The organism is Sphingobium sp. RC1, from assembly GCF_059738765.1.
In genome coordinates this window covers 385,095-405,384 of record NZ_AP027306.1, presented here as the reverse complement: position 1 = coordinate 405,384, position 20,290 = coordinate 385,095, and the positions used below count along the sequence as shown (strand labels likewise).

The 20,290-nt window shown below is 63.1% G+C and carries 19 protein-coding genes; 7 read left to right on the top strand and 12 right to left on the bottom strand.

Annotation, left to right across the window (positions count from 1 at the left end):
* Positions 1-17: 17 nt before the first annotated feature.
* The 9 genes from bioD to mnmA form a co-directional block, all read right to left on the bottom strand.
* Positions 18-632: a dethiobiotin synthase gene (gene bioD / locus AC6JBC_RS02020; RefSeq protein WP_498025114.1), complete on the bottom strand. Its 615-nt coding sequence runs from the start codon at positions 630-632 to the stop codon at positions 18-20.
* Positions 629-1,753 carry an 8-amino-7-oxononanoate synthase gene (locus AC6JBC_RS02015; RefSeq protein ID WP_498025112.1) on the bottom strand — a complete coding sequence of 375 codons (1,125 nt, stop codon included), beginning with the start codon at positions 1,751-1,753 and terminating at the stop codon, positions 629-631. Before AC6JBC_RS02015 ends, bioD begins: the two co-directional genes overlap by 4 nt.
* 106 nt (positions 1,754-1,859) lie before the next feature.
* A complete protein-coding gene (locus AC6JBC_RS02010) occupies positions 1,860-2,540 on the bottom strand; it encodes a DUF2490 domain-containing protein (protein ID WP_498025977.1) in 681 nt (226 codons plus the stop codon).
* Between the two features lie 216 nt (positions 2,541-2,756).
* Positions 2,757-4,880, bottom strand: a complete 2,124-nt coding sequence (locus tag AC6JBC_RS02005; RefSeq protein ID WP_498025111.1) for a sodium-translocating pyrophosphatase — start codon at positions 4,878-4,880, stop codon at positions 2,757-2,759.
* 252 nt (positions 4,881-5,132) lie between these two features.
* Positions 5,133-6,047, bottom strand: a complete 915-nt coding sequence (gene thiL, locus AC6JBC_RS02000) for a thiamine-phosphate kinase (RefSeq protein WP_498025109.1) — start codon at positions 6,045-6,047, stop codon at positions 5,133-5,135.
* A 9-nt stretch (positions 6,048-6,056) separates the two neighbouring features.
* Positions 6,057-6,503 carry a transcription antitermination factor NusB gene (gene nusB, locus AC6JBC_RS01995; protein WP_460986942.1) on the bottom strand — a complete coding sequence of 149 codons (447 nt, stop codon included), beginning with the start codon at positions 6,501-6,503 and terminating at the stop codon, positions 6,057-6,059.
* A 166-nt stretch (positions 6,504-6,669) separates the two neighbouring features.
* Complete coding sequence (gene hisD, locus AC6JBC_RS01990) at positions 6,670-7,992, bottom strand: histidinol dehydrogenase (RefSeq protein WP_498025108.1); 1,323 nt, start codon at positions 7,990-7,992, stop codon at positions 6,670-6,672.
* A complete protein-coding gene (gene hisG, locus AC6JBC_RS01985) occupies positions 7,982-8,644 on the bottom strand; it encodes an ATP phosphoribosyltransferase (protein ID WP_449474392.1) in 663 nt (220 codons plus the stop codon). The genes hisD and hisG overlap by 11 nt, the downstream gene beginning before the upstream one ends.
* A 41-nt stretch (positions 8,645-8,685) precedes the next feature.
* Positions 8,686-9,792, bottom strand: coding sequence for a tRNA 2-thiouridine(34) synthase MnmA (mnmA, locus tag AC6JBC_RS01980; RefSeq protein WP_498025106.1), 1,107 nt, complete (start codon positions 9,790-9,792; stop codon positions 8,686-8,688).
* A gap of 123 nt (positions 9,793-9,915) precedes the next feature.
* Here mnmA and AC6JBC_RS01975 point away from each other — a divergent pair, with 123 nt between their 5' ends.
* The 3 genes from AC6JBC_RS01975 to AC6JBC_RS01965 all read left to right on the top strand — a co-directional run bounded on the left by AC6JBC_RS01975 (position 9,916) and on the right by AC6JBC_RS01965 (position 11,084).
* Positions 9,916-10,212, top strand: coding sequence for a hypothetical protein (locus AC6JBC_RS01975; RefSeq protein ID WP_196224785.1), 297 nt, complete (start codon positions 9,916-9,918; stop codon positions 10,210-10,212).
* Positions 10,213-10,319: 107 nt separating this feature from the next.
* A complete protein-coding gene (sciP, locus tag AC6JBC_RS01970) occupies positions 10,320-10,619 on the top strand; it encodes a CtrA inhibitor SciP (protein WP_097092542.1) in 300 nt (99 codons plus the stop codon).
* A gap of 210 nt (positions 10,620-10,829) precedes the next feature.
* On the top strand, positions 10,830-11,084 hold the full coding sequence (locus tag AC6JBC_RS01965) for a GlsB/YeaQ/YmgE family stress response membrane protein (protein ID WP_449474394.1): 255 nt from the start codon (positions 10,830-10,832) through the stop codon (positions 11,082-11,084).
* Positions 11,085-11,151: 67 nt separating this feature from the next.
* Here AC6JBC_RS01965 and AC6JBC_RS01960 read toward each other — a convergent pair whose 3' ends face one another.
* The gene (locus tag AC6JBC_RS01960) at positions 11,152-11,400 is read right to left on the bottom strand and encodes a GlsB/YeaQ/YmgE family stress response membrane protein (protein WP_460986944.1); all 249 of its coding nucleotides are present in this window, start codon (positions 11,398-11,400) and stop codon (positions 11,152-11,154) included.
* Between the two features lie 175 nt (positions 11,401-11,575).
* Here AC6JBC_RS01960 and AC6JBC_RS01955 point away from each other — a divergent pair, with 175 nt between their 5' ends.
* The 4 genes from AC6JBC_RS01955 (at position 11,576) to AC6JBC_RS01940 (ending at position 18,446) form a co-directional block, all read left to right on the top strand.
* The gene (locus AC6JBC_RS01955; RefSeq protein WP_498025105.1) at positions 11,576-12,745 is read left to right on the top strand and encodes an efflux RND transporter periplasmic adaptor subunit; all 1,170 of its coding nucleotides are present in this window, start codon (positions 11,576-11,578) and stop codon (positions 12,743-12,745) included.
* Between the two features lie 24 nt (positions 12,746-12,769).
* Positions 12,770-15,931, top strand: a complete 3,162-nt coding sequence (locus AC6JBC_RS01950; protein ID WP_498025104.1) for an efflux RND transporter permease subunit — start codon at positions 12,770-12,772, stop codon at positions 15,929-15,931.
* A 67-nt stretch (positions 15,932-15,998) separates the two neighbouring features.
* Complete coding sequence (locus AC6JBC_RS01945) at positions 15,999-17,264, top strand: DUF445 domain-containing protein (RefSeq protein WP_498025976.1); 1,266 nt, start codon at positions 15,999-16,001, stop codon at positions 17,262-17,264.
* A 99-nt stretch (positions 17,265-17,363) separates the two neighbouring features.
* The gene (locus AC6JBC_RS01940) at positions 17,364-18,446 is read left to right on the top strand and encodes an alkene reductase (RefSeq protein ID WP_498025103.1); all 1,083 of its coding nucleotides are present in this window, start codon (positions 17,364-17,366) and stop codon (positions 18,444-18,446) included.
* Positions 18,447-18,565: 119 nt separating this feature from the next.
* Here AC6JBC_RS01940 and ribH read toward each other — a convergent pair whose 3' ends face one another.
* Positions 18,566-18,988: a 6,7-dimethyl-8-ribityllumazine synthase gene (ribH, locus tag AC6JBC_RS01935; protein ID WP_196224790.1), complete on the bottom strand. Its 423-nt coding sequence runs from the start codon at positions 18,986-18,988 to the stop codon at positions 18,566-18,568.
* Between the two features lie 15 nt (positions 18,989-19,003).
* Complete coding sequence (ribB, locus tag AC6JBC_RS01930) at positions 19,004-20,287, bottom strand: 3,4-dihydroxy-2-butanone-4-phosphate synthase (RefSeq protein ID WP_498025102.1); 1,284 nt, start codon at positions 20,285-20,287, stop codon at positions 19,004-19,006.
* Between the last annotated feature and the right edge of the window lie 3 nt (positions 20,288-20,290).

The following is a 20,290-nucleotide window of genomic DNA, read 5'->3' as shown; positions in this document are numbered from 1 at the left end:
AGCGGCTGCGACCGTCTTCAGGGCAGGCGGATATTCTCGGCGAAAGCGGCCTTCAGGCTGGCGGCATCCAGCGGGTCGAGGCGCGGGAGACGGCCGAGGCTTGGCACTTTGGCAAGCAGAGGGATGATCCGCTCATTTTCCTCATGGGGATCGCCGATGAACGCGATGCCCGCGAGGGGCACGCCCCGGTTGCGCAATGCTTCAATGCTGAGCAGGCTGTGGTTGATCGTGCCGAGCGCGGTGCGGGCGCAAAGGATGACCGGCAGCTGCCAATGGGCGAAGAGATCGGCCATCAGCAAGGTTTCGCTGACGGGCACCAGCACGCCGCCTGCGCCTTCTACGACCAGCGGCCCGTCCACCTGGGGCAAGGCGAGCTTGTTGAGACGCACTTCAACCCCGTCGATCCGCGCCGCGAGATGGGGCGAAGCGGGGGTGGTGAGCCGGTAGGCTTCCGGCAGGATGAGCGCATTGGGGATGCCGCTTAGCCGTGCGACCGTTTCCTTGTCTCCTTCGGGATCAACGCCCGCTTGCACCGGTTTCCAGTAATGCGCGCTGAGTGCGCCTGCGAGCCCGGCAGCGAAGACTGTTTTGCCGATGTCCGTATCGGTCCCGGTGACGGCGAAGCGCGTCATGCCATCACCCTTTGCAGCTCTTCACCAAGAGCCGCCACATCGGCGCGGCCGACATTCAATGTCAGGGAGATCCGCAGACGGCTGGTGCCCGGCGGCACCGTCGGCGGCCGGATGCCGCGCACGTCGAAGCCTGCCTCCTGCAGCGCAGCGGCGGCGGCCATGGTGCGTCGGTCTTCGCCCAGCAGCACGGGGACGATGTGGGTGCGCGGCGCAGGCAAGCCCAGTGGCGCGCAGATGACTTCGGCGGCATCGACGCACAGGGTCTTCAGCCGCGCGCGCAAGTCATCCGCCTGCTCGATCCGATCGAGCGCGGCCGACGCCGCCACCGCCATCAGCGGCGAGGGCGCCGTGGAGAAGATGAAGGGGCGCGCTCGGTTGATCAGATAGTCGATGATGATCTGCGGCCCGCAAATCAGCGCGCCTTCCACGCCCATGGCTTTGCCGCATGTGTGAAGCGTCACGACATTGTGCAGCCCGTCCAACCCGGCGGACAGACCCCGGCCGCTGGGACCAAACACGCCCGTTCCATGCGCTTCATCCAGGATCAGCATCCCGTCATGCTGCGCGGCCAGTTTTGCGAGATCGGCCAGAGGAGCCGTGTCGCCGTCCATCGAATAAAGCGTTTCAACCGCGATCCATATGCGGCCCTTGCCGCCTTCCTCGCGCCAGGCGATGATCAGGTCGGCGAAGCTCTGCACATCATTATGCCGGGCAAAGATAGTGGCGGCCTTGGACAAACGGATGCCGTCATGGACGCTGGCGTGGATCAACTCGTCCGCGACGATCAGGTCGCCGCGCTGCGGCAATGTCGAAAACAAGGCGCAGTTGGCGGCAAAGCCATTGGCGAGAAACAGCGCCGCCTGCGTCCGGAAAAAGGCAGCCGCCTTCGCCTCCAGCCCTTCATGCTCGGGCGCATTGCCGCGCAGCAGGCGGGAGCCGCCCGATCCTACAGGCACGCCACGCGCCACCGCGTCGGCAACCGCCTGCCCGATCAGCGGATCGGACGCGAGGCCCAGATAGTCGTTGGAGGCGAAGTCGCGCCCGGCACGCGGCACCAGACGGCGCAGGCGGCCGCGCTTTTCAAGGGCCGCCAGTTGCGATCGGAAGGGTTCGCTGGTCATGGCGCGCCCTATAGGCCCGCGAGGGGTAGAGGGGCAAGCTGGAGCGCCGCCGCTTCATCCGTCGGACGGGGGAAAGGCACCGCCCTCCCCCGCTCCGGTGCGAAAATCAGAAGGAAAAGCTCAGCGAAAGCGACGCCACATTGTCGTTGGCGTCGTCGGCATGCGGACGGAAGCCATGCTGATGCAAATAGCCGATTTCCGCATTCACATTCTTCGCAATCGGGGTCGTGATGGCGATCATGTTCCGCATCCGCTCCTCGCCCTCGACCCGCTGAAAATTGGTGGTGTTAAGGTCGATGAAGCTTTCATGGCTCAGCACCAGCGCGGTCTTGCCGCCTTCCTTGAAGGGCAGCACATATTTGACATAGGGGCGGACGCGCCAGGCCGTGCCATCGACGCCTTCGCGCCAGCGCTCTTCAAGGCGCAGGCGGGCGCTGAGCTGGCCGGGGCCGATCTTCACGATATTGTCGAACGTCACCTGCTGCCGGCCGCGATGTTCCATCACCGAGAAGTCACCGGCATTGTAATTCGGATCATGGGTATAACCCGCCCAAACCGTCACCTTCTTGCTGACCTTGTAGCCGATCAACGAGTTCATCTCGACCTCGTAGAGACCGTCGCGGTCGTTGCTGAACCGGGCGATCACCTCCTGCGAGAAGCGCCATTTGTCGCTCAGTTTCACAGTGGCGCTAACGCCGGTCCAAAGCTGGTCATCCTCCGTGGCATGCGCCACAGCCGGAATGGCCAAAGCCACCAGCGCAGGCGCCAGTTTCAAAATCGGTCGCATCATAGTCTCCCTCCGCCCCATGGCGTCGGGGCGCGACTATGACCTTTATGTGACAACGTCATTCTCTTTTATGTAAAATTTGTGACTATTGTTTCTGTATCATGACCGATAGCGGCAACCGTCAAAGCCGATTTGATCGGCCTTCCGACTTCCGCATAAAAAATGACCCCGCCCCATGACAGGGCGGGGTCATATCCTTTTCGTTGCGAAATGCCGTCAGACGCCGTGCGCCAGCGCGGCGAGCAAGAGCAACGCGACGATGTTCGTGATCTTGATCATCGGATTGACCGCAGGCCCGGCGGTGTCCTTGTAGGGATCACCCACGGTATCGCCGGTCACAGCTGCCTTGTGCGCTTCCGACCCTTTACCGCCATGGTTGCCATCTTCGATATATTTCTTGGCATTGTCCCATGCGCCGCCGCCCGATGTCATGGAAAGGGCGACAAAGAGGCCGGACACGATCACGCCCAGCAGCAATGCACCCAGCGCCGCAAAGCCATTGGGTGTTCCGGCAACGGCAGAGATCGCGAAATAGACGACGATCGGCGCCAGCACCGGCAACAGGCTGGGGATGATCATCTCCTTGATCGCCGCGCGGGTGACAAGGTCGACAGTGCGGGCATAGTCGGGCCGTGAGGTCCCTTCCATGATGCCGCTGTTGGTGGCGAACTGATCGCGAACGTCCTTCACCACGTCGCCCGCCGCGCGACCGACTGCGGTCATGCCCATTGCGCCGAACAGATAGGGTAGCAGCGCGCCCAGCAGCAGGCCGACGATGACATAGGGATTGGACAGGCTGAAATCGACCGGCTCGGTCAGGCCGAGGGCCGAGTTGTAGAATTTCAGATCCTCCGTGTAGGCGCCGAACAGCACCAGCGCGGCAAGCCCGGCCGATCCGATGGCATAGCCCTTCGTCACCGCCTTGGTCGTATTGCCCACAGCGTCCAGCGCATCGGTCTTGCCCCGCACGCTGTCGTCGAGATGCGCCATCTCTGCGATGCCGCCCGCATTGTCGGTGACGGGGCCATAGGCGTCGAGCGCCACGACCATGCCCGCCAGCGCCAGCATCGCTGTCGCCGCAAAGGCAATGCCGATCAGGCCCGCCAGCTGATGCGCCACGATGATCCCGGCGACGATCACCAGCGTCGGCAGCGCGGTCGCTTCCAGACTGACTGCCAGCCCCTGGATCACGTTGGTGCCATGACCGGTCTCCGACGCGCGAGCGATGCTGCGCACCGGACGATAGTTGGTGCCGGTATAATATTCCGTGATCCAGACGATCAGGCCCGTAACGGCAAGGCCCACCATCATCGACCAGAACAGCGCCATGCCGGTGTAGCCGCCCGCCCCGTCCAGATCGGTGCCAAAGCGCACGTTGAGGTCGCCCAGCGTGAACTGCGTGACGAAATACAGCGCGGGGATCGAAAGGATCGCCGTTGTCCAGAAGCCTTTGTAGAGCGCCCCCATGATCGACTGGTTGGAACCAAGGCGCACCATATAGGTGCCTATGATCGACGTGATGATGCACACCCCGCCGACGATCAGCGGCAGCGCCATCAGCCGTTGCAGGAAGATGTTATCGACCCCGCTCACCAGCAGTGCCGTCAGCACCATGGTCGCACCAACGGTGACGACGTAGGTTTCGAACAGGTCGGCCGCCATGCCGGCGCAGTCGCCGACATTGTCGCCCACATTGTCGGCGATCACGGCGGGATTACGTGGGTCATCCTCGGGTATACCTGCTTCCACCTTGCCCACGAGGTCGGCGCCGACGTCCGCCGCCTTGGTAAAGATGCCACCGCCCAGGCGCGCGAAGATAGAGATGAGGCTGGCGCCGAAGGCCAATGCGACCAGAGAGTCAATCACCAGACGATCGTCAGGCGCATGACCTGCGGGTCCGGTCAGATACCAGAAGAAGACACTGATCGCGAGCAGCGCCAGACCCGCCACCAGCATGCCGGTGATCGCGCCAGCACGAAAGGCGACGGTGAGGCCGCTCTGCAGCGTCGTGCGTGCCGCTTCGGCGGTGCGGACATTGGCGCGCACCGAAATGTTCATGCCGATGAAGCCAGCCGATCCGGACAGGATCGCCCCGATCAGGAAGCCGATTGCGGACGTTGCGCCCAAAAAGAAGAAGACGATCGCCGCAACCACGACCCCGACCATGCCGATGGTCATATATTGGCGGCTGAGATAGGCCTTTGCCCCTTCCTGGATCGCCCCCGCGATAGCTTGCATGGTTTCATTACCGGCGGAGGCCGCCAATACCTGACGACTGGTTATCAGGCCGTAGAGCAGGGCTAATAGCCCGCACCCTATGGCGATATAGACAATCTGCATGGATGTTCCTCTCCCCCTGTTTTTGCTGTCATCGGCCGCTCCGCAGGGAAAAACGGGCGGGCGAAAGGCATAAGCGCGGGCGGCCGGAATTCACGCATCCGGCATCATGCACAGCGTCAATCAGCATCAAGGTTACGCGCATCATGGGCGTCCAACCGGGCTGAGAAAAGGATGGACGGAAGCTACAGACAGGACGGGCGACGTCAAGCCGTTACGAAACGCATCCGAATCAGGGCCTTGCGGCGTCCCGGCTTAGCCATGTTCCCAGCCAAGCCGGTCGGGCAACGGCATATCTGCGCCGTCGATGATCAGCTTCAGCCCCGACCCCGATGAGAAACGACCCACCGGAATGGCCCGTACTGGCGGCTTTGTCGTGGGCGGCAGTGCGAACAGCAGTTCATAGTCATCGCCCGCCCGCGCCGCTGCGATCTGAGCGGCAGTGCTGCCGCCGCTCACCAACTCCAGCGCCGGGGAAAGCGGAACATGATCGATGGTGACAGCCAATCCGCTAGCCTGCGCCATGCGGGCGGCATCGATCAGCAGGCCATCGGACACATCCATCATCGCATGGACTTGGCCTGCAAGCAGCGCGCCTTCGGTGAGCCGGGGCCGGGGGCGGCGATAAGCCTCCACCAACGGCCCTGATGCGGCGGCGTTCGCGCGGATCAGTTCAAGCCCCGCTCCGGCATCGCCAACGGGACCCGTCAGATAGAGACGATCACCTGCGCACGCGCCGCTACGGGCGGGCACGGCACCGCTTGTCTCACCAATCGCCGTCAGACTGTAGCTGCGCGGACTGCCGTGCGGCATCTGCACCGTGTCGCCGCCCAATAGCGGCATGGCATGACGGCTGAGCGCCTCGCCCAGCCCCTCCAGAAAGGCCGCGTCCCAGCCATCGTCGCCCGACAGCGCGTAATTGAGCAGGCAACCCACTGGCCGCGCACCCTTGGCGGCAAGGTCGGAGAGGTTCACGGCGGCAAGCTTCCAGCCAATGTCCGCAGGGGGATCGACGGGGAGATAATGCACCCCCTCCACCATCGTGTCGCTGGTGAGTATCAGGCGGGCGCCGCCCACGTCCAACACCGCCACATCGTCCTGCAAGCCGCGCGCGGCGGGATCATTGGCCAGCAGGCGCAGGAGGGTCAGGAAGCGGGTTTCAGCGGACATAATTGACTGTTACTGGCGCACGTCCTTCGCCACGCCGTCCAGCAGGCCGTTGACGAAACCCGCCTCGCGCTTGTCGTAAAAGGCATGAGCAACATCGACATATTCGCTGATGACCGTGCCGGTCGGTACATCCTTGCGCGCGATCAGTTCATAGGCGCCTGCCCGCAAAATCTGGCGCATCGGCTTGTCGAGCCGCTCAAGGCTCCAGCCCTTGGACAGGCGGGCGGTGATCATGGCGTCAATTTCGCCGCGCCGCTTGTCCACGCCGGTCACGACATCGTCGAAAAAGCTTTCCTCCGCATCGGCATAGGTCACATCCTCGATCGTCGCGCCCAGCCGGTGCTGATGAAATTCATGCAGCAGGGTGGCGAGGGGCGTCCCTTCCATTTCCAGCTGGTACAGCGCCTGCACCGCGGCAAGCCGGGCTGCGGAGCGGGATTTGGAGCGTTCGGTCATCGGGATTCCATATAGCCGTGCGGGCTGGGCCTGTCGAAGCCCTGCCCTTCTTGAAGAAAATACTGCCCTTCGACAAGCTTGGGGCGAACGGAAGTTATTTAGAGCGGTTTTCGATCTGATAGGATCAGATCGAAAACCGCTCTAACCCTTTGTTTGCCGCGATTTCTTAACCAGCGATCGATTCCGATCGCTTGGCAATCGCTCGAAGCCGCACCGCCACCGAGGCGGCATGGGCAGGTAGCCCCTCCGCCTCCGCCAGCGCGACCGCCGCCGGGCCGATGGCGTCGATCGCAGCCTGATCCAGGCTGAGGAAGCTGGTGCGTTTCATGAAGTCGAGCACCGAGAGTCCTGAGGAAAAGCGCGCGCGCCGTCCCGTGGGCAGCACATGGTTGGGGCCTGCGACGTAATCGCCCACAGCTTCGGGCGTCATGCGGCCCAGAAACACCGACCCGGCATGGCGGACCTGCGTAAACAGGGCGTCGGGATCATCCACCGCCAGTTCCAGATGCTCGGCAGCGAGACGGTTTACCAGCGGCATCGCTTCTTCCAGATCGCGCACGAGAATGATTGCGCCGTTTGCCGCCCAGCTGGTCGTGGCGACTGCCTGCGTCGACAATAGCGGCAGTCGCTTTTCGACGGCCGCCGCCACCGCATCGGCGAAAGCGGCATCGTCTGTAAACAGGATCGACTGGCTGGTCGGATCATGTTCGGATTGGCTCAGCAGGTCGGCGGCGATCCAATCCGGATCATTTTTCCCATCGGCGACGACGACGATCTCGGACGGTCCTGCGACCATATCGATGCCGACTACGCCATAAAGCTGACGCTTGGCTTCGGCGACCCAAGCGTTACCGGGGCCTGTGATGACATCGACCGGATTTATCCGATCCGTGCCATAGGCGAGCGCAGCCACGGCCTGCGCGCCGCCCACTCGCCAGATTTCCTCGATACCGGCAATGCTGGCAGCGGCAAGGACGAGCGGGTTGATCACGCCATTGGGCGTCGGCGTCACCATGGCGATGCGTGACACGCCAGCCACCTTGGCGGGAATGGCGTTCATCAAAAGCGAGCTGGGATAGGCCGCCCGGCCGCCCGGCACGTAAAGCCCGGCCGCATCCACCGGCTGCCAGCGCGCGCCCAGCCGTACGCCGACGCTGTCGGTGCCGTCGCTGTCCTGCGGCCGCTGCTTTTCGTGATAGGTGGTGATCCGCGCCGCTGCCAGTTCCAGCGCATCGCGCAACTCAGGCGAGATGCCATCCAGCGCGGCGCGGCACTCAGCGGGTGTAACCGCCCAGCCGCTTGCCTCCAGATCGTGCCGGTCGAACCGGCTGGTGTAATCGGCCAGCGCGGCGTCGCCTTCGGCGCGGACGCGCTTCAGGATTGCCGCGACGTCGCGCGACACATCTTCATCCGCCTCGCGCCGGGCGTCGACCAGCGCCGTGAAGGCGGCGGGGAAATCAGCGTCGCGGCTGTCGAGCCTAAGCGGCATCGCGCTTCCCCACGGCCTTGCGGAAGCTTTCCACCAGCGGCGCCAGTTCCGCCGATCGCATCTTGTAGGCAGCGCGATTGACGACAAGGCGCGCCGACACCTGCATGATGACATGGGTTTCGACCAGCCCGTTCGCTTTGAGCGTCGCGCCTGATGAAACAAGATCAACGATCCGGCGTGACAGGCCGAGGGAGGGCGCGAGTTCCATCGCCCCGTTCAGCTTGACGCATTCGGCCTGGATGCCGCGCGCCTCATAATAGCGGCGCGTGAGGTAAGGATATTTGGTGGCAACCCGCACATGGCTCATCGCCGCCTCATCCTCGCCCGCAAGGTCAACGGGTTCAGCGACCGACAGACGGCAATGACCGATGTCGAGGTCGACCGGCGCATAGAGTTCCGAATAGTCGAACTCATCAACCACGTCCGACCCGACGATGCCGATCTGCGCCGCGCCATGGGCGACGAAGGTCGCGACGTCGAAGGCGCGCACGCGAATGATCGAGATATCGGGCCGGTTGGTGGCGAAACGCAGCGCCCGGCTTTTCTTGTCATGAAATTCCGCTTCAGGCTCGATACCGACGCGCGCGAGCATCGGCAGCGCTTCATCGAGGATGCGGCCCTTGGGAATGGCGAGTGTGAGCGGACGAGTCATGACCGGCGGGCCTTAGCCGCGCGCGCCGCAAAGGACAATATTCATGCAGCTTGCGCCAGTGCAGCCTCGGTGGCCTCGATCCAGCCACCGCCCAGCACCCGGTCGCCCGCGTAGAGCACGGCGGCCTGACCCGGCGCCACGCCATATTCGGGGGCGTCAAACATCAGGCGATCACCCTCCAGCCTTGCCGGAACAGGCTTTGCCATCGACCGCACCTTGGCCGTCAGCGGCCCGCTGAAGTTGCCGCCAAGCCAGTTGATGTCGCTCAGCCGCGCCGCTGACACCGCAAGCGCTGCTTTGGGTCCAACGATCACCCGCCGAGCATCGGCGTCCAGACGGACGACATAGAGCGGCTCGGCCTGCCCGCCGATCTCCAGCCCCTTACGCTGGCCTACGGTGTAGTGGATCAGCCCCTTATGCGTGCCCATGATGCGGCCGTCGATATGGACGATATCGCCACCTTCGTCCGCATCCGGGCGCAGCTTGCGAACCACGCCAGCATAATCGCCATCGGGTACGAAGCAGATGTCCTGACTGTCCGGCTTCAGCGCCACCGACAGGCCAAGTTCTGCTGCAATTTCCCGCACCTGCGGCTTGGGGAGGCCGCCCAGCGGAAAGCGCAGATAATCAAGCTGTGCCTGCGTCGTGGCGAAAAGGAAATAGCTCTGGTCCCGCGCGGGATCGGCCGCGCGGTGCAGTTCGGCGCCCTGCGCGCCTTCGACGCGGCGGACATAATGGCCGGTCGCCAGACAATCGGCGCCCAAATCGCGCGCGATCTGGAACAGGTCGGTGAACTTCACCCCCATATTGCATTTGACGCAGGGTATGGGCGTCCGTCCGGCCATATATTCATCGGCAAAACCGGCGATGACGGAATCCCTGAAACGGCTTTCATAATCGAAGACATAATGGGCGATGCCTATACGGTCGGCGACAGCGCGCGCGTCCCGTATATCCTGCCCCGCGCAGCAGCTACCGGTGCGACCGACAGCCGCGCCGTGATCGTAAAGCTGTAGCGTGACGCCGATGGTTTCGGCGCCCGTACGCGCGGCAAGGGCGGCGACGACGCTCGAATCGACGCCGCCAGACATGGCAACGACGATTCGCCGCTTCGCAAGCGGTTCGGGCAACTGGAACTGGGGCTGCATGGCCGGGCATATAATCGTCCGCGCCGTTGCATTCCAGCGGGATTCCACGCCGCGCGCTGCAAAGCGTCGTTTCGGCCGTGCGAGTTTACCGGACCTTATCCTTTTTTCGCTACCTCCTCTCACATGGATTTTGGTTTCCTTCGGGCAGGCGGGCTCAAACCCGCCAATGCCAGACCCGTCAGTCGGCCGCATGCGCCGGTCTGGCCGCTGCTGCGCGCCGCTTCGGCGGCGGAGCAGGCGGCCAGCCCGACCGCGCGGGCGGTGGCCGGGGTCCTGCGGGGGCAGGACGAGACGAGCGACTGGATCCAGGATTTGGCCGAAGTTTTCGCGCCACGTCCGGGCGGCATGATCGAGGCCGCACGCCCAACGGGAAGTTTCAACCCGTTGATCGCACAGCATTTAAGAGTGGGACAAGGATGATGAAGGGGGCGTTTACCGTGGCGCTTTAGCTGATCTTCAGGGCTGACGCGCATACCGGTTGCCGCTGCTGAATTCGGCAACGCCAGTGCCGCTTTTTGAGGGTGAGAATGATAGAAAATCAGAAAATCCGACCTGCTCAGGTCGTCGGGCCGCTCGGGGAACCCTTGACTCTGGAGAGCTTGCCTCCCGCGAATACGACGCGTTGGGTCGTCCGTCGCAAGGCTGAGGTGGTCGCCGCCGTCAATGGTGGTTTGTTGACCGTCGATGAAGCCTGCGCGCGCTATTCGTTGACGCTTGAGGAATTTGCGGGCTGGCAGCGCGCTGTCGATCGATCGGGCATGCACGGCCTGCGCGTTACGCGGATCCAATATTACAAGTCGCTCTACGAACGGCAGCAGAAATACTGATCCTCCTTGTCCGGCTCAACGCCGGATAGCGAAGGATGCAGGCACATCAAGGGTCGCCGGATGCAAATCCGGCGGCCCTTTCGCTTGGATCGCGCACCGATTCACCAGCCATTGTCAAGCCAGAAACATTTCCCAGGGAACGCGAAGCCGACTTCGCCGTTAAATACATCAGCCAACCCGCTGGGGGCGGTGGTCCAAGGAGAGTGTGAAATGGGTATCATTTTGTGGCTTGTTGTCGGCGGTATCATCGGCTGGCTTGCCAGCATGGTCATGCGCACCGATGCGCAGCAGGGCATCCTTCTAAACATCGTGGTGGGCATAGTCGGCGCCTTTATCGGCGGCCTGATCTTCAGTGGCGGTTCGATCAATGAGGGTCTGACGCTGTACAGCTTCCTCGTGTCCCTCGTGGGTGCGATCGTGCTGCTTGCCATCGTCAATCTGGTCCGTCGCGGATCGATGCGTTAACCACCCCGGAAGCTACGCTGGCGGGTATGAAGGGCTGCGTTTCGACGCGGCCCTTTTTGCCGTTCGTTCAGCCGCGTCCCGCAAACCAGCGATAGATCGCCAGAACCGCTATCGAGCCCAATACGGCCGCAAGAAAGCTCGCCTGTTCATCCGCTTCATAGACACCCAACAGTCGGCCGACATAAGCGGCGAATAATGCTCCAGCTATTCCCAGCAGGATCGTAACCACGCATCCACCGGGATTTCTGCCCGGCATCACGAACCGCGCAATCGCTCCTGCGAACAGGCCGACGATGATCCAACCTAGTAATTCCATCCTAGCCTCCCATCCACTTCATGCCGCATAGCGCCATAGGCGCATGAATTTGGCAAGCAAAGGCGGCCCGCCCGCGTTGCTCCGTCGGTGCGCAAAGTGTATTGAGGGTTGAGCCGGGTGATGTATTTATATAACACAGCGCCGGTCGGCCCGTCGGCCGAATGATGGAATCAGGATGAATTACGAAACTCAGGTGGCCGGAGATGTTCCGGCGCGCGTCTTTGGCGAAGAACCGCGCCCTTCAAGGCGGCGGGCGTTGACGATTGGCGCGGTGATTGCGATCATCCTGATTGCCGTTGCAGCCTGGATCAGCATGCATGGCAAGAGCGGAGACGGGGCAGCCCCTGCGGAAGAGGCCCCGGTCGTCACCGTCCTCGTGCCGGGCCAGTCCGTCGTGGCCCGCACCGTCAGCGGCACGGGATCGCTGGCCGCGCGTGTGGAAATGCCTGTCGGAGTCGTCGGTGAGGGCGGGCAGGTGACGCGCGTCCTGGTGCAACCGGGTGATTGGGTTCGCGCCGGGCAGGTGCTTGCGGTGATCGAACGGTCGGTCCAGACTGAGCAGGTTCGCTCGCTCGCGGCGCAGGTAGAAGTGAACCGCGCCGATGCGAAGCTGGCGCAGGCGCAGCTCGACCGTGCCCAGGCCCTTGTGAAGCGCGGCTTCATCAGCCGGGCTGATATCGATCAGCGTACCGCCACGCGTGATGCCGCCAACGCCCGCGTGAATGTCGCGGTCGCGCAATTGGCCGAACAGCGCGCCCGGACGGGACGGCTTGATATTCGTGCCCCTGCATCCGGGCTGATCCTGACTCGCGATGTCGAACCCGGCCAGATTGTCGGTTCGGGCAGCGGCGTGCTTTTCCGCATGGCCAAGGATGGCGAGATGGAACTTCTGGCCCAACTGAGCGAGAGCGATCTCGCCACGTTGCGGCCGGGCAACAGCGCGACGGTCACCCCTGTCGGCGGCCAGACGGAATTCACCGGACACATTTGGCAGGTTTCGCCGGTCGTCGATCCACAGACGCGGCAGGGCATCGCGCGCATCTCCATACCCTATAACAAGGCGATCCGCCCGGGCGGATTTGCCGCCGCCCGCATCGTCAGCGGCACGGCAACGGCCCCGCTGCTGCCGGAGTCCGCCGTGCAGACCGATGCCAAGGGACAGTTTGTCTACATCGTCAACGCGCGGGATGAGACCGAACGGCGCGGCGTCGAGGTCGGACAGGTCTCCCCGAAGGGCGTTGCGGTTACGCGCGGCCTGAATGGCGGCGAACGCATTGTCGCATCGGCAGGCGCCTTTCTGCGGCCGGGGCAGAAGGTGCGGCCGCAAGTTCAAAAGGCCGGGTAAGCCCGCGCAGGCGAGGAAGCCGTCATGAGTTTTCGTAATATGTCGGCCTGGGCCATCCGCAACCCGGTGTCCCCGCTTGTGCTGTTCGTCGCCCTGCTTCTCGCGGGAATGGTCAGCTTTGGCCGCATGGACATCAACCAGCAGCCCGACATCACCTTTCCCATTGCGCAGGTGCTGGTACTACAACCGGGCGCCGCGCCGCCGGAACTGGAAACCCAGGTGACGCAGCGTGTCGAGGCCGCCGTGCGCGGCATCAGCGGCGTTGACGAGATCACCTCGACCGTCTCCGAAGGCAATTCGATGACGATCGTGCAGTTCCAGATTGGAACGCCGATCGATCGGGGCGTTGCCGACGTCAAGAACGCTGTCGACCAGATCCGTAGCGAATTGCCAGAAGGCATATTGGAACCGCAGGTGACGCGGCTCGATGCCGATCGTCCGATCGCCTATTTCAGTGCCGAAGCGACCGACATGACGCTCGAACAATTGTCATGGTATGTCGACAATACTGTCGCCAAGCGTCTGCTTGCCGTGCCGGGCATGGCGGCGGTCAGGCGTGGCGGCGGCGTTACCCGCGAAATTCGCGTCATTCTTGACCCCGCCAAGCTGCAGTCGCACGGCGTCACCGCCGCGCAGGTCAATGGGCAGTTGCAACAGGTCAACCTGAACGCGGCGGGCGGCCGCACCGAAATCGCGGGAGCCGAGCAGGCGATCCGCGTGCTCGGCAATGCACAGGACGCTTATGCCCTGAGCCAGACCCAGATCGCCATCTCCGGCGGCCGCACCGTTAAGCTGTCCGACCTTGCCGATGTGCGCGACATGTATGGCGAACAACGGTCGCTTTCGCTGATGAATGGCATGCAGGTGACGAGCTTCAGCATGGAAAAGGCAAAGGGATCATCCGACGTCACCGTGTTCGACAATGCGATCAAGGTGCTGGACCAGCTTAAGAAAGAAAATCCGAAGATCCGTTACAAGGAACTCTTCAACAGCGTCGATTATACCAAGAGCCAATATCATGCGGCGATGCAGTCCATGATCGAGGGCGCCGTGCTGGCGGTCGTCGTCGTGTTCCTGTTCCTGCGTGACTGGCGCGCGACGATCATTGCCGCCACGGCAATCCCGCTGTCAGCCATTCCGACCTTCTGGTTCATGGATATGATGGGATTCACGCTCAACGTGACCTCCTTGCTGGCACTCAGCCTGGTCGCGGGTGTGCTGGTCGATGATGCCATCGTGGAAATCGAAAATATCGTGCGCCACATGCGCATGGGCAAGACAGCCTATCAGGCATCGATCGACGCGGCCGACGAGATTGGCCTGGCCGTGCTGGCGACGACGATGGCTATTGTCGCCGTATTCCTGCCAGTTGCGCTGATGCCCGGAGTTTCGGGCCAGTTCTTCATCCAGTTCGGCATGACCGTCGTGGTCGCGGTGCTGCTCAGCCTGGCGGTCGCCCGCCTCATCACGCCGATGATCGCCGCCTATTTCCTCAAGGCGCACGGTCAGGAAAGTCATGGTGAAGGCTGGCTGATGGACGTCTATATGCGTGTGCTGCACTGGTCGCTCGATGAAAGCCGGGCCAAAGCCTATCGCGCATCAGGCACCCGACCCCGCTTCGCCGCGTGGCTGCGCGACCACCGCATCTGGACCGTCGGCATCGGGGGGCTAGCCTTCATCGCTACGCTGCTCGCCTTCGGGACGCTGCCAATGGCATTCCAGCCATCGATGAACACCGATTATAGCCAGGTGAAGATCGAAACCGTGCCGGGAAGCACGCTACAGCAAACTACGGCAGTCGCCCGGCGCGTTGCGGACATGTTGACGGCCGACACCAAGTTCGTCAACGCGGCCTTCGCCGACATCCAACCGACCAGCGCCAACATCTATCTTACACTGAAGAAGGACCGGCCCGCTTCCTCGGTCGAGTGGGAACGCAGCATGGCGCCCCGCTTCCAGCAAATTCCGGATGCCCGTGTGAACTTCCAGTCGCAAGCGGGTGGAGGCATGGGCCGTGACGTTACGATCATGCTGGGCAGCGACAATGCCGCGCTGCTGGATCGTGTCGCTAACAAGCTGGTTTCCGAAATGAGCGGCGTGAAGGAAGTCCGGTCGCCCCGGGTCCAGGGCGACATGAATCGGCCCGAGATCATCATCAAACCCCGATTCGACCTAGCCGCGAGCCTGGGGGTCACGACCGTCGCGCTCAGCCAGACCATCCGCGTGGCCACGATCGGCGACATTGACCAGAATACCGCCAAATTCTCGCTTTCTGACCGGCAGATTCCCATCCGGGTCGCGATGGCGGAGGACAGCCGCAGCGACATCGCGACGATCGAGAATATGCCCGTGCCGACCGTCAGCGGTGGCTCTGTGCCGCTCAAGGTCGTCGCCGATATCGAATTCGGTGCCGGGCCGACGCAGATCCGTCGCTATAACCAGATCCGCCGGATCGTCGTCGATGCCGACTTCGCGCCAGGCATCGTCAGCAGTCAGGCGATGAAGAAGATCAACGCCCTGCCCACGATGAAGGAGATCAACGAAGGCCGCATCCCCGGCATTGAGAAGATCAACACCGGCGAGTCGAAATGGCAGGCGGAAATGCTGAAGAATTTCGCCGTCGCGGTTATTTCCGGCATCCTGCTCGTGCTCGCGGTGCTGACACTGCTCTACAAGCGGTTGATGCCGCCGTTCGTCAATCTGGGATCGCTGCTGCTGGCGCCGCTTGGCGGGGCATTGGCGCTGCATCTTACCGGGCACCCCATCTCGATGCCGGTGATGATCGGCATATTGATGCTGCTCGGGATCGTCGCGAAGAACTCCATTCTGGTGATCGACTTCGCGCTGGAGGAAATCCAGAAGGGCGTGCCAAGGTTCGACGCGATCATCGATGCGGGGCACAAGCGCGCTCAGCCCATCGTCATGACCACCGTCGCGATGGTTGCGGGCATGGTCCCCACCGCCATCTCGCTGGGAGGCGACAGCGCATGGCGCGCGCCCATGGGCATAACGGTGATCGGCGGTTTGCTGCTCTCCACGCTCCTCACCCTTGTGATCGTGCCCGCGACATTCAGTCTGGCGCTACAGATCGAAGGATGGGCGGGTCCGCGCCTCAGCCGCCGTCTGCTCACATACAAGCCGGGGGACGATGCAAAGCATGAGGGAAATGCACAACCGGCGGAATGATGGCAGTCGGATCGCCTGAAAGAAGCGCATGGCTGAACGAAACGGCGGCGTAACCGTTGGACGGACGATGAAGCAGCTTCCCGTTCCCCCGATCGCCGCCGACGTGCCTGTCCGGGTGCCGCGCGATATGCGGGTGGTTGCGACGGGCATGTTGATCGCGATGGCGCTGCTGTTCCTCGCCGCGCGATCTACCGTCCATCTGCATCCAGCTATCGGTTTCGTTCAGGCTTTTGCGGAAGCCGCGATGGTGGGCGGCCTTGCCGACTGGTTCGCCGTCACCGCGCTGTTCCGGCATCCGCTGGGCCTGCCCATCCCGCACACGGCGATCATCCCGCGCAACAAAGACCGGATCGGCGATACGCTAGCCTTCTTCCTGCGCGACAATTTCCTAACCCCCGCTGTCGTTGCGCGCAGAATGCAGCGGCTGGACGTCGCCGCCGCCGCAGGGCGCTTCCTCGCCAGCCCGTCAGGAGGCGACGGCCGCTTGCGGGAAGGCGCGTCGCGGCTGGTGGCGGACATGCTGGAGGCGCTTGATCAGGAACGGCTTGGCGGCATGGTCAAGGGTGCGATCGCTCAACGGCTGCGGGGCATGAACATCGCGCCGCTGATCGGGCAGGCCATAGAGGCGGCGATGCGCGATGGCCGCCATGCGCCGGTGATGGACGGCATCATCCATTGGGCCGATCGTACGCTGGAGGCCAATGACCACCTTATCCGCCAGATGGTGCATGACCGGGCGGGCAAGATTTTGCGCTGGACGGGATTGGATGAAAATCTGTCCAACACCATCATCGACGGGCTGCGGCGGCTGCTGGCCGAGATGTCAGCTGACCCGCATCATAGCCTGCGCCTCAAGGCCGAAGAAGGCATGGCGAAGCTGGCAAGCGACCTGCAATTCGATGCCGCCATGCAGGAACGCGTGGCCCGCATCCGCGACGAGATCGTGGAAAATCCCGCAATGCAACGGTGGATAGACGGCCTTTGGGAACAGGCACGATCCGGCCTGCTGCGCGCCATCCGCGATCCGGGCAAGGCGATGGCGGGGCGGCTGGGCGAGGCGCTGCGCCAGCTGGGCACCACGCTTCAGGACAATGCCCGCCTGCGGCTGCTGATCAACCGCTTCGTACGCCGCGCCGCCGTTGGTGCGACGGCCGCCTATGGCGATTCCATCGTGAAGCTGGTGAGCGAAACCGTGCGCGGCTGGGACGCGGGAACCGTGACCAGCCGCCTCGAAAGCGCTGTCGGTCGCGACCTTCAATATATCCGGATCAACGGTACTTTGGTCGGTGGCCTTGTAGGATTGGCCATTCATGCGGTCGACACACTGTTTTGACATCTTGCCGCGAACAGGCTTGAAAGCCTGATCACCGATCCCTAGCTGGCGTCGGCAAGCTTATGCGTTGCAAATTGCAACCGTAATAAGGGGATTTTCATGACCAGCCTCTTCGATCCTGTTCAGTTGGGCACCATCAAGGCCCGCAATCGCATATTGATGGCGCCGCTCACCCGCGCCCGCGCCAGCCGCGATCATGTGCCGACGCCAATCATGGCCGACTATTATCGCCAGCGTGCCTCGGCCGGCCTGATCATCAGCGAAGGCATAGGCGTGTCGCGTCAGGGGCTTGGATGGCCCTTCGCACCGGGCATCTGGACGGCTGAGCAGACGGAGGCCTGGAAGCCGATCACGAAGGCCGTGCATGATGCTGGAGGCCGCATCTTCGCGCAGCTCTGGCACATGGGACGCCTCGTCCATTCGAGCGTCAGCGGGCAGCAGCCCGTGTCTTCCAGTCCGATCGCCGCGCCCGGCCACGCCCATAGCTATGAAGGCAACAAGCCCTATGAGCAGCCCCGTGCGCTGGACGCAGAGGAAATCCCGGCCCTGATCGCCACCTATGTCACAGCCGCGCGCAATGCTCGCGAAGCCGGATTTGACGGCGTTCAGGTTCACGCCGCCAACGGCTATCTGCTCGACGAATTTCTTCGCGACGGCGTCAACCAGCGGCAGGATGCTTATGGCGGCAGCCCCGACAACCGCGTCCGGCTACTGCGCGAGATCACGCAGGCCGTAGCGGACGCCGTTGGCGCCGACCGGACGGCGGTGCGGATTTCGATCAATGGCGCCTCGCAGGGTACGGACGACAGCGATCCCGCCAGCCTTGCCATCGCCATCGCCAAGGCGCTGGACCCGATTGGCATCGCCTTTCTGGAGATGCGCGAGCTGCGTCCGGACGGTAGCCGGGGCGCGAGCGACGTCGCGCGTCAGTCGCCGCTCATCCGCCGTCATTTCAGCGGCCCGCTCGTCCTGAACAGCGATTATGACGCGGCTCGGGCGCAGGAGGATTTGGACAGCGGCCTTGCCCAGGCGATCAGCTTTGGCCGTCCGTTCATAGCCAATCCCGACCTGCCCGATCGCCTGTCGCTAGGAGCTCCGCTTAACCCCTTGAGCACCGATACGCTCTACACGCAGGGCCGCGAGGGCTATGTGGATTATCCGGTTCTCGCCAAGGCGGGCTGAGCCTTAAGGAGAAAGGGCCGCTCCGAGGGTCGGCCCTTTCTCCAAAAAAGAAGTGAAGCCCTTCGACAAGCTCAGGGCGAACGGATTAAGAGGCGGTGCCCAGGTAGAGCGAGAAGCGCCTAGGCGCCAAATTTCTCGCGCAGGCCCAGCATGGCGATCGCGGCCTTGGCCGCTTCGCCGCCCTTGTCCTTCTCATCCGGCTTGGCGCGGGTCAGCGCCTGCGCCTCATTCTCGACGGTCAGGATGCCATTGCCGATGGGAATGCCGTCCATGCTGAGCGCCATAAGGCCCCGAGCGCTTTCGTTCGAGACCACTTCGAAATGATAGGTTTCGCCGCGGATCACCACGCCGATCGCCACGAAACCGTCATAGCGTCCGGACTCTGCCGCCAGCGCAACCGCACCGGGGATTTCCAGTGCGCCGGGCACCGTCACGACTTCATATTTATGCCCTTCCGCCTCCAGCGCGGCCACCGCACCTTCGATCAGCAGGTCATTGAGATGTTCGTAGAAGCGGGCTTCAACGATCAGGAATTTCGCCACGGCCGATATCCTTTTTTATAGCTCGACGGGTCGATGCCCAACCACGGCGAGGTCATAGCCGTCAAGCGCGATGAGGCTGTGGCTGGAATTGGTGAGCAGGACCATGTCGTGCACGCCGAGTTCCGCGAGGATTTGCGCGCCCACGCCATAGTCGCGCAATTCGTCCATGCCGCTGACAGGCTGGCCAGCATGGTGGCGCAGGATGCGGGTCAGGAAATCGGTTGGCGAATTACTGGTCAGGACGACAATGAGGCCCGCGCCTTCCTTGGCGATGATCTCCATCGACTTGCGCAGAATTTCGCAGCGGGGGCCGCTGGCGCCGTAAACATCGTCGAGCAGCGAGAGCTGATGCACACGCACCAGCGTCGGTTCGTCGGGCGAAACATGGCCCTTTTGCAGCACCAGCTGTTCGCTTTGCGTCGCCTTGTTATAGAAGCTGATCGCCTTCCAGTCGCCGCCCCACTTGCTGTTGAAGACGGTTTCGGCGCGGCGTTCAACCATATGATCATGACGGCGGCGATAGGCGATTAGATCGCGGATCGTGCCGATCTTCATCTTGTGCTTCTGCGCGAAGGGGATGAGGTCGTCGAGGCGCGCCATGGTGCCGTCGTCCTTCATCACTTCGCAGATCACGCCCGACGGGTTGAGGCCGGCGAGACGCGCCACATCGACAGCCGCCTCGGTATGGCCAGTGCGCACCAGTACGCCGCCATCCTTGGCGACCAGGGGGAATACATGGCCAGGGGTCACGATGTCGTCGCGGCCCTTGGAGCCGTCGATCGCCACGGAAATGGTGCGCGCGCGGTCGGCGGCGCTGATGCCGGTGGTCACACCCTCACGCGCTTCGATCGACACGGTGAAGGCGGTTTCATGCCGCGTGCCGTTGTTGCGGCTCATAAGGTCGATGCCCAGATGATCGACCCGATCCTTGGTCATCGCAAGGCAGATGAGGCCACGGCCATGCGTCGCCATGAAGTTGATCGCGTCGGGTGTCGCCATCTGCGCCGGGATTACCAGATCGCCTTCATTTTCCCGATCTTCATCATCGACCAGGATGAACATGCGGCCGTTACGCGCTTCGTTGATGATCTCTTCCGGGGAGGCAAGCGCAGTGCCGCCCTCGCGCCGTGCCAGATAATTTTCGAGCTTGCCCAGCGTTTCGGCGGTGGGATTCCAGTCCGTTTCGCCCAGCTTCCGCAGGGAATTGGCATGAAGGCCCGCAGCGCGCGCGAGTCCCGACCGGGACATGCCCCCTTCATTGACCAGCGTGCGAACGGTATCGATAAGCGCGGAAGACATGAC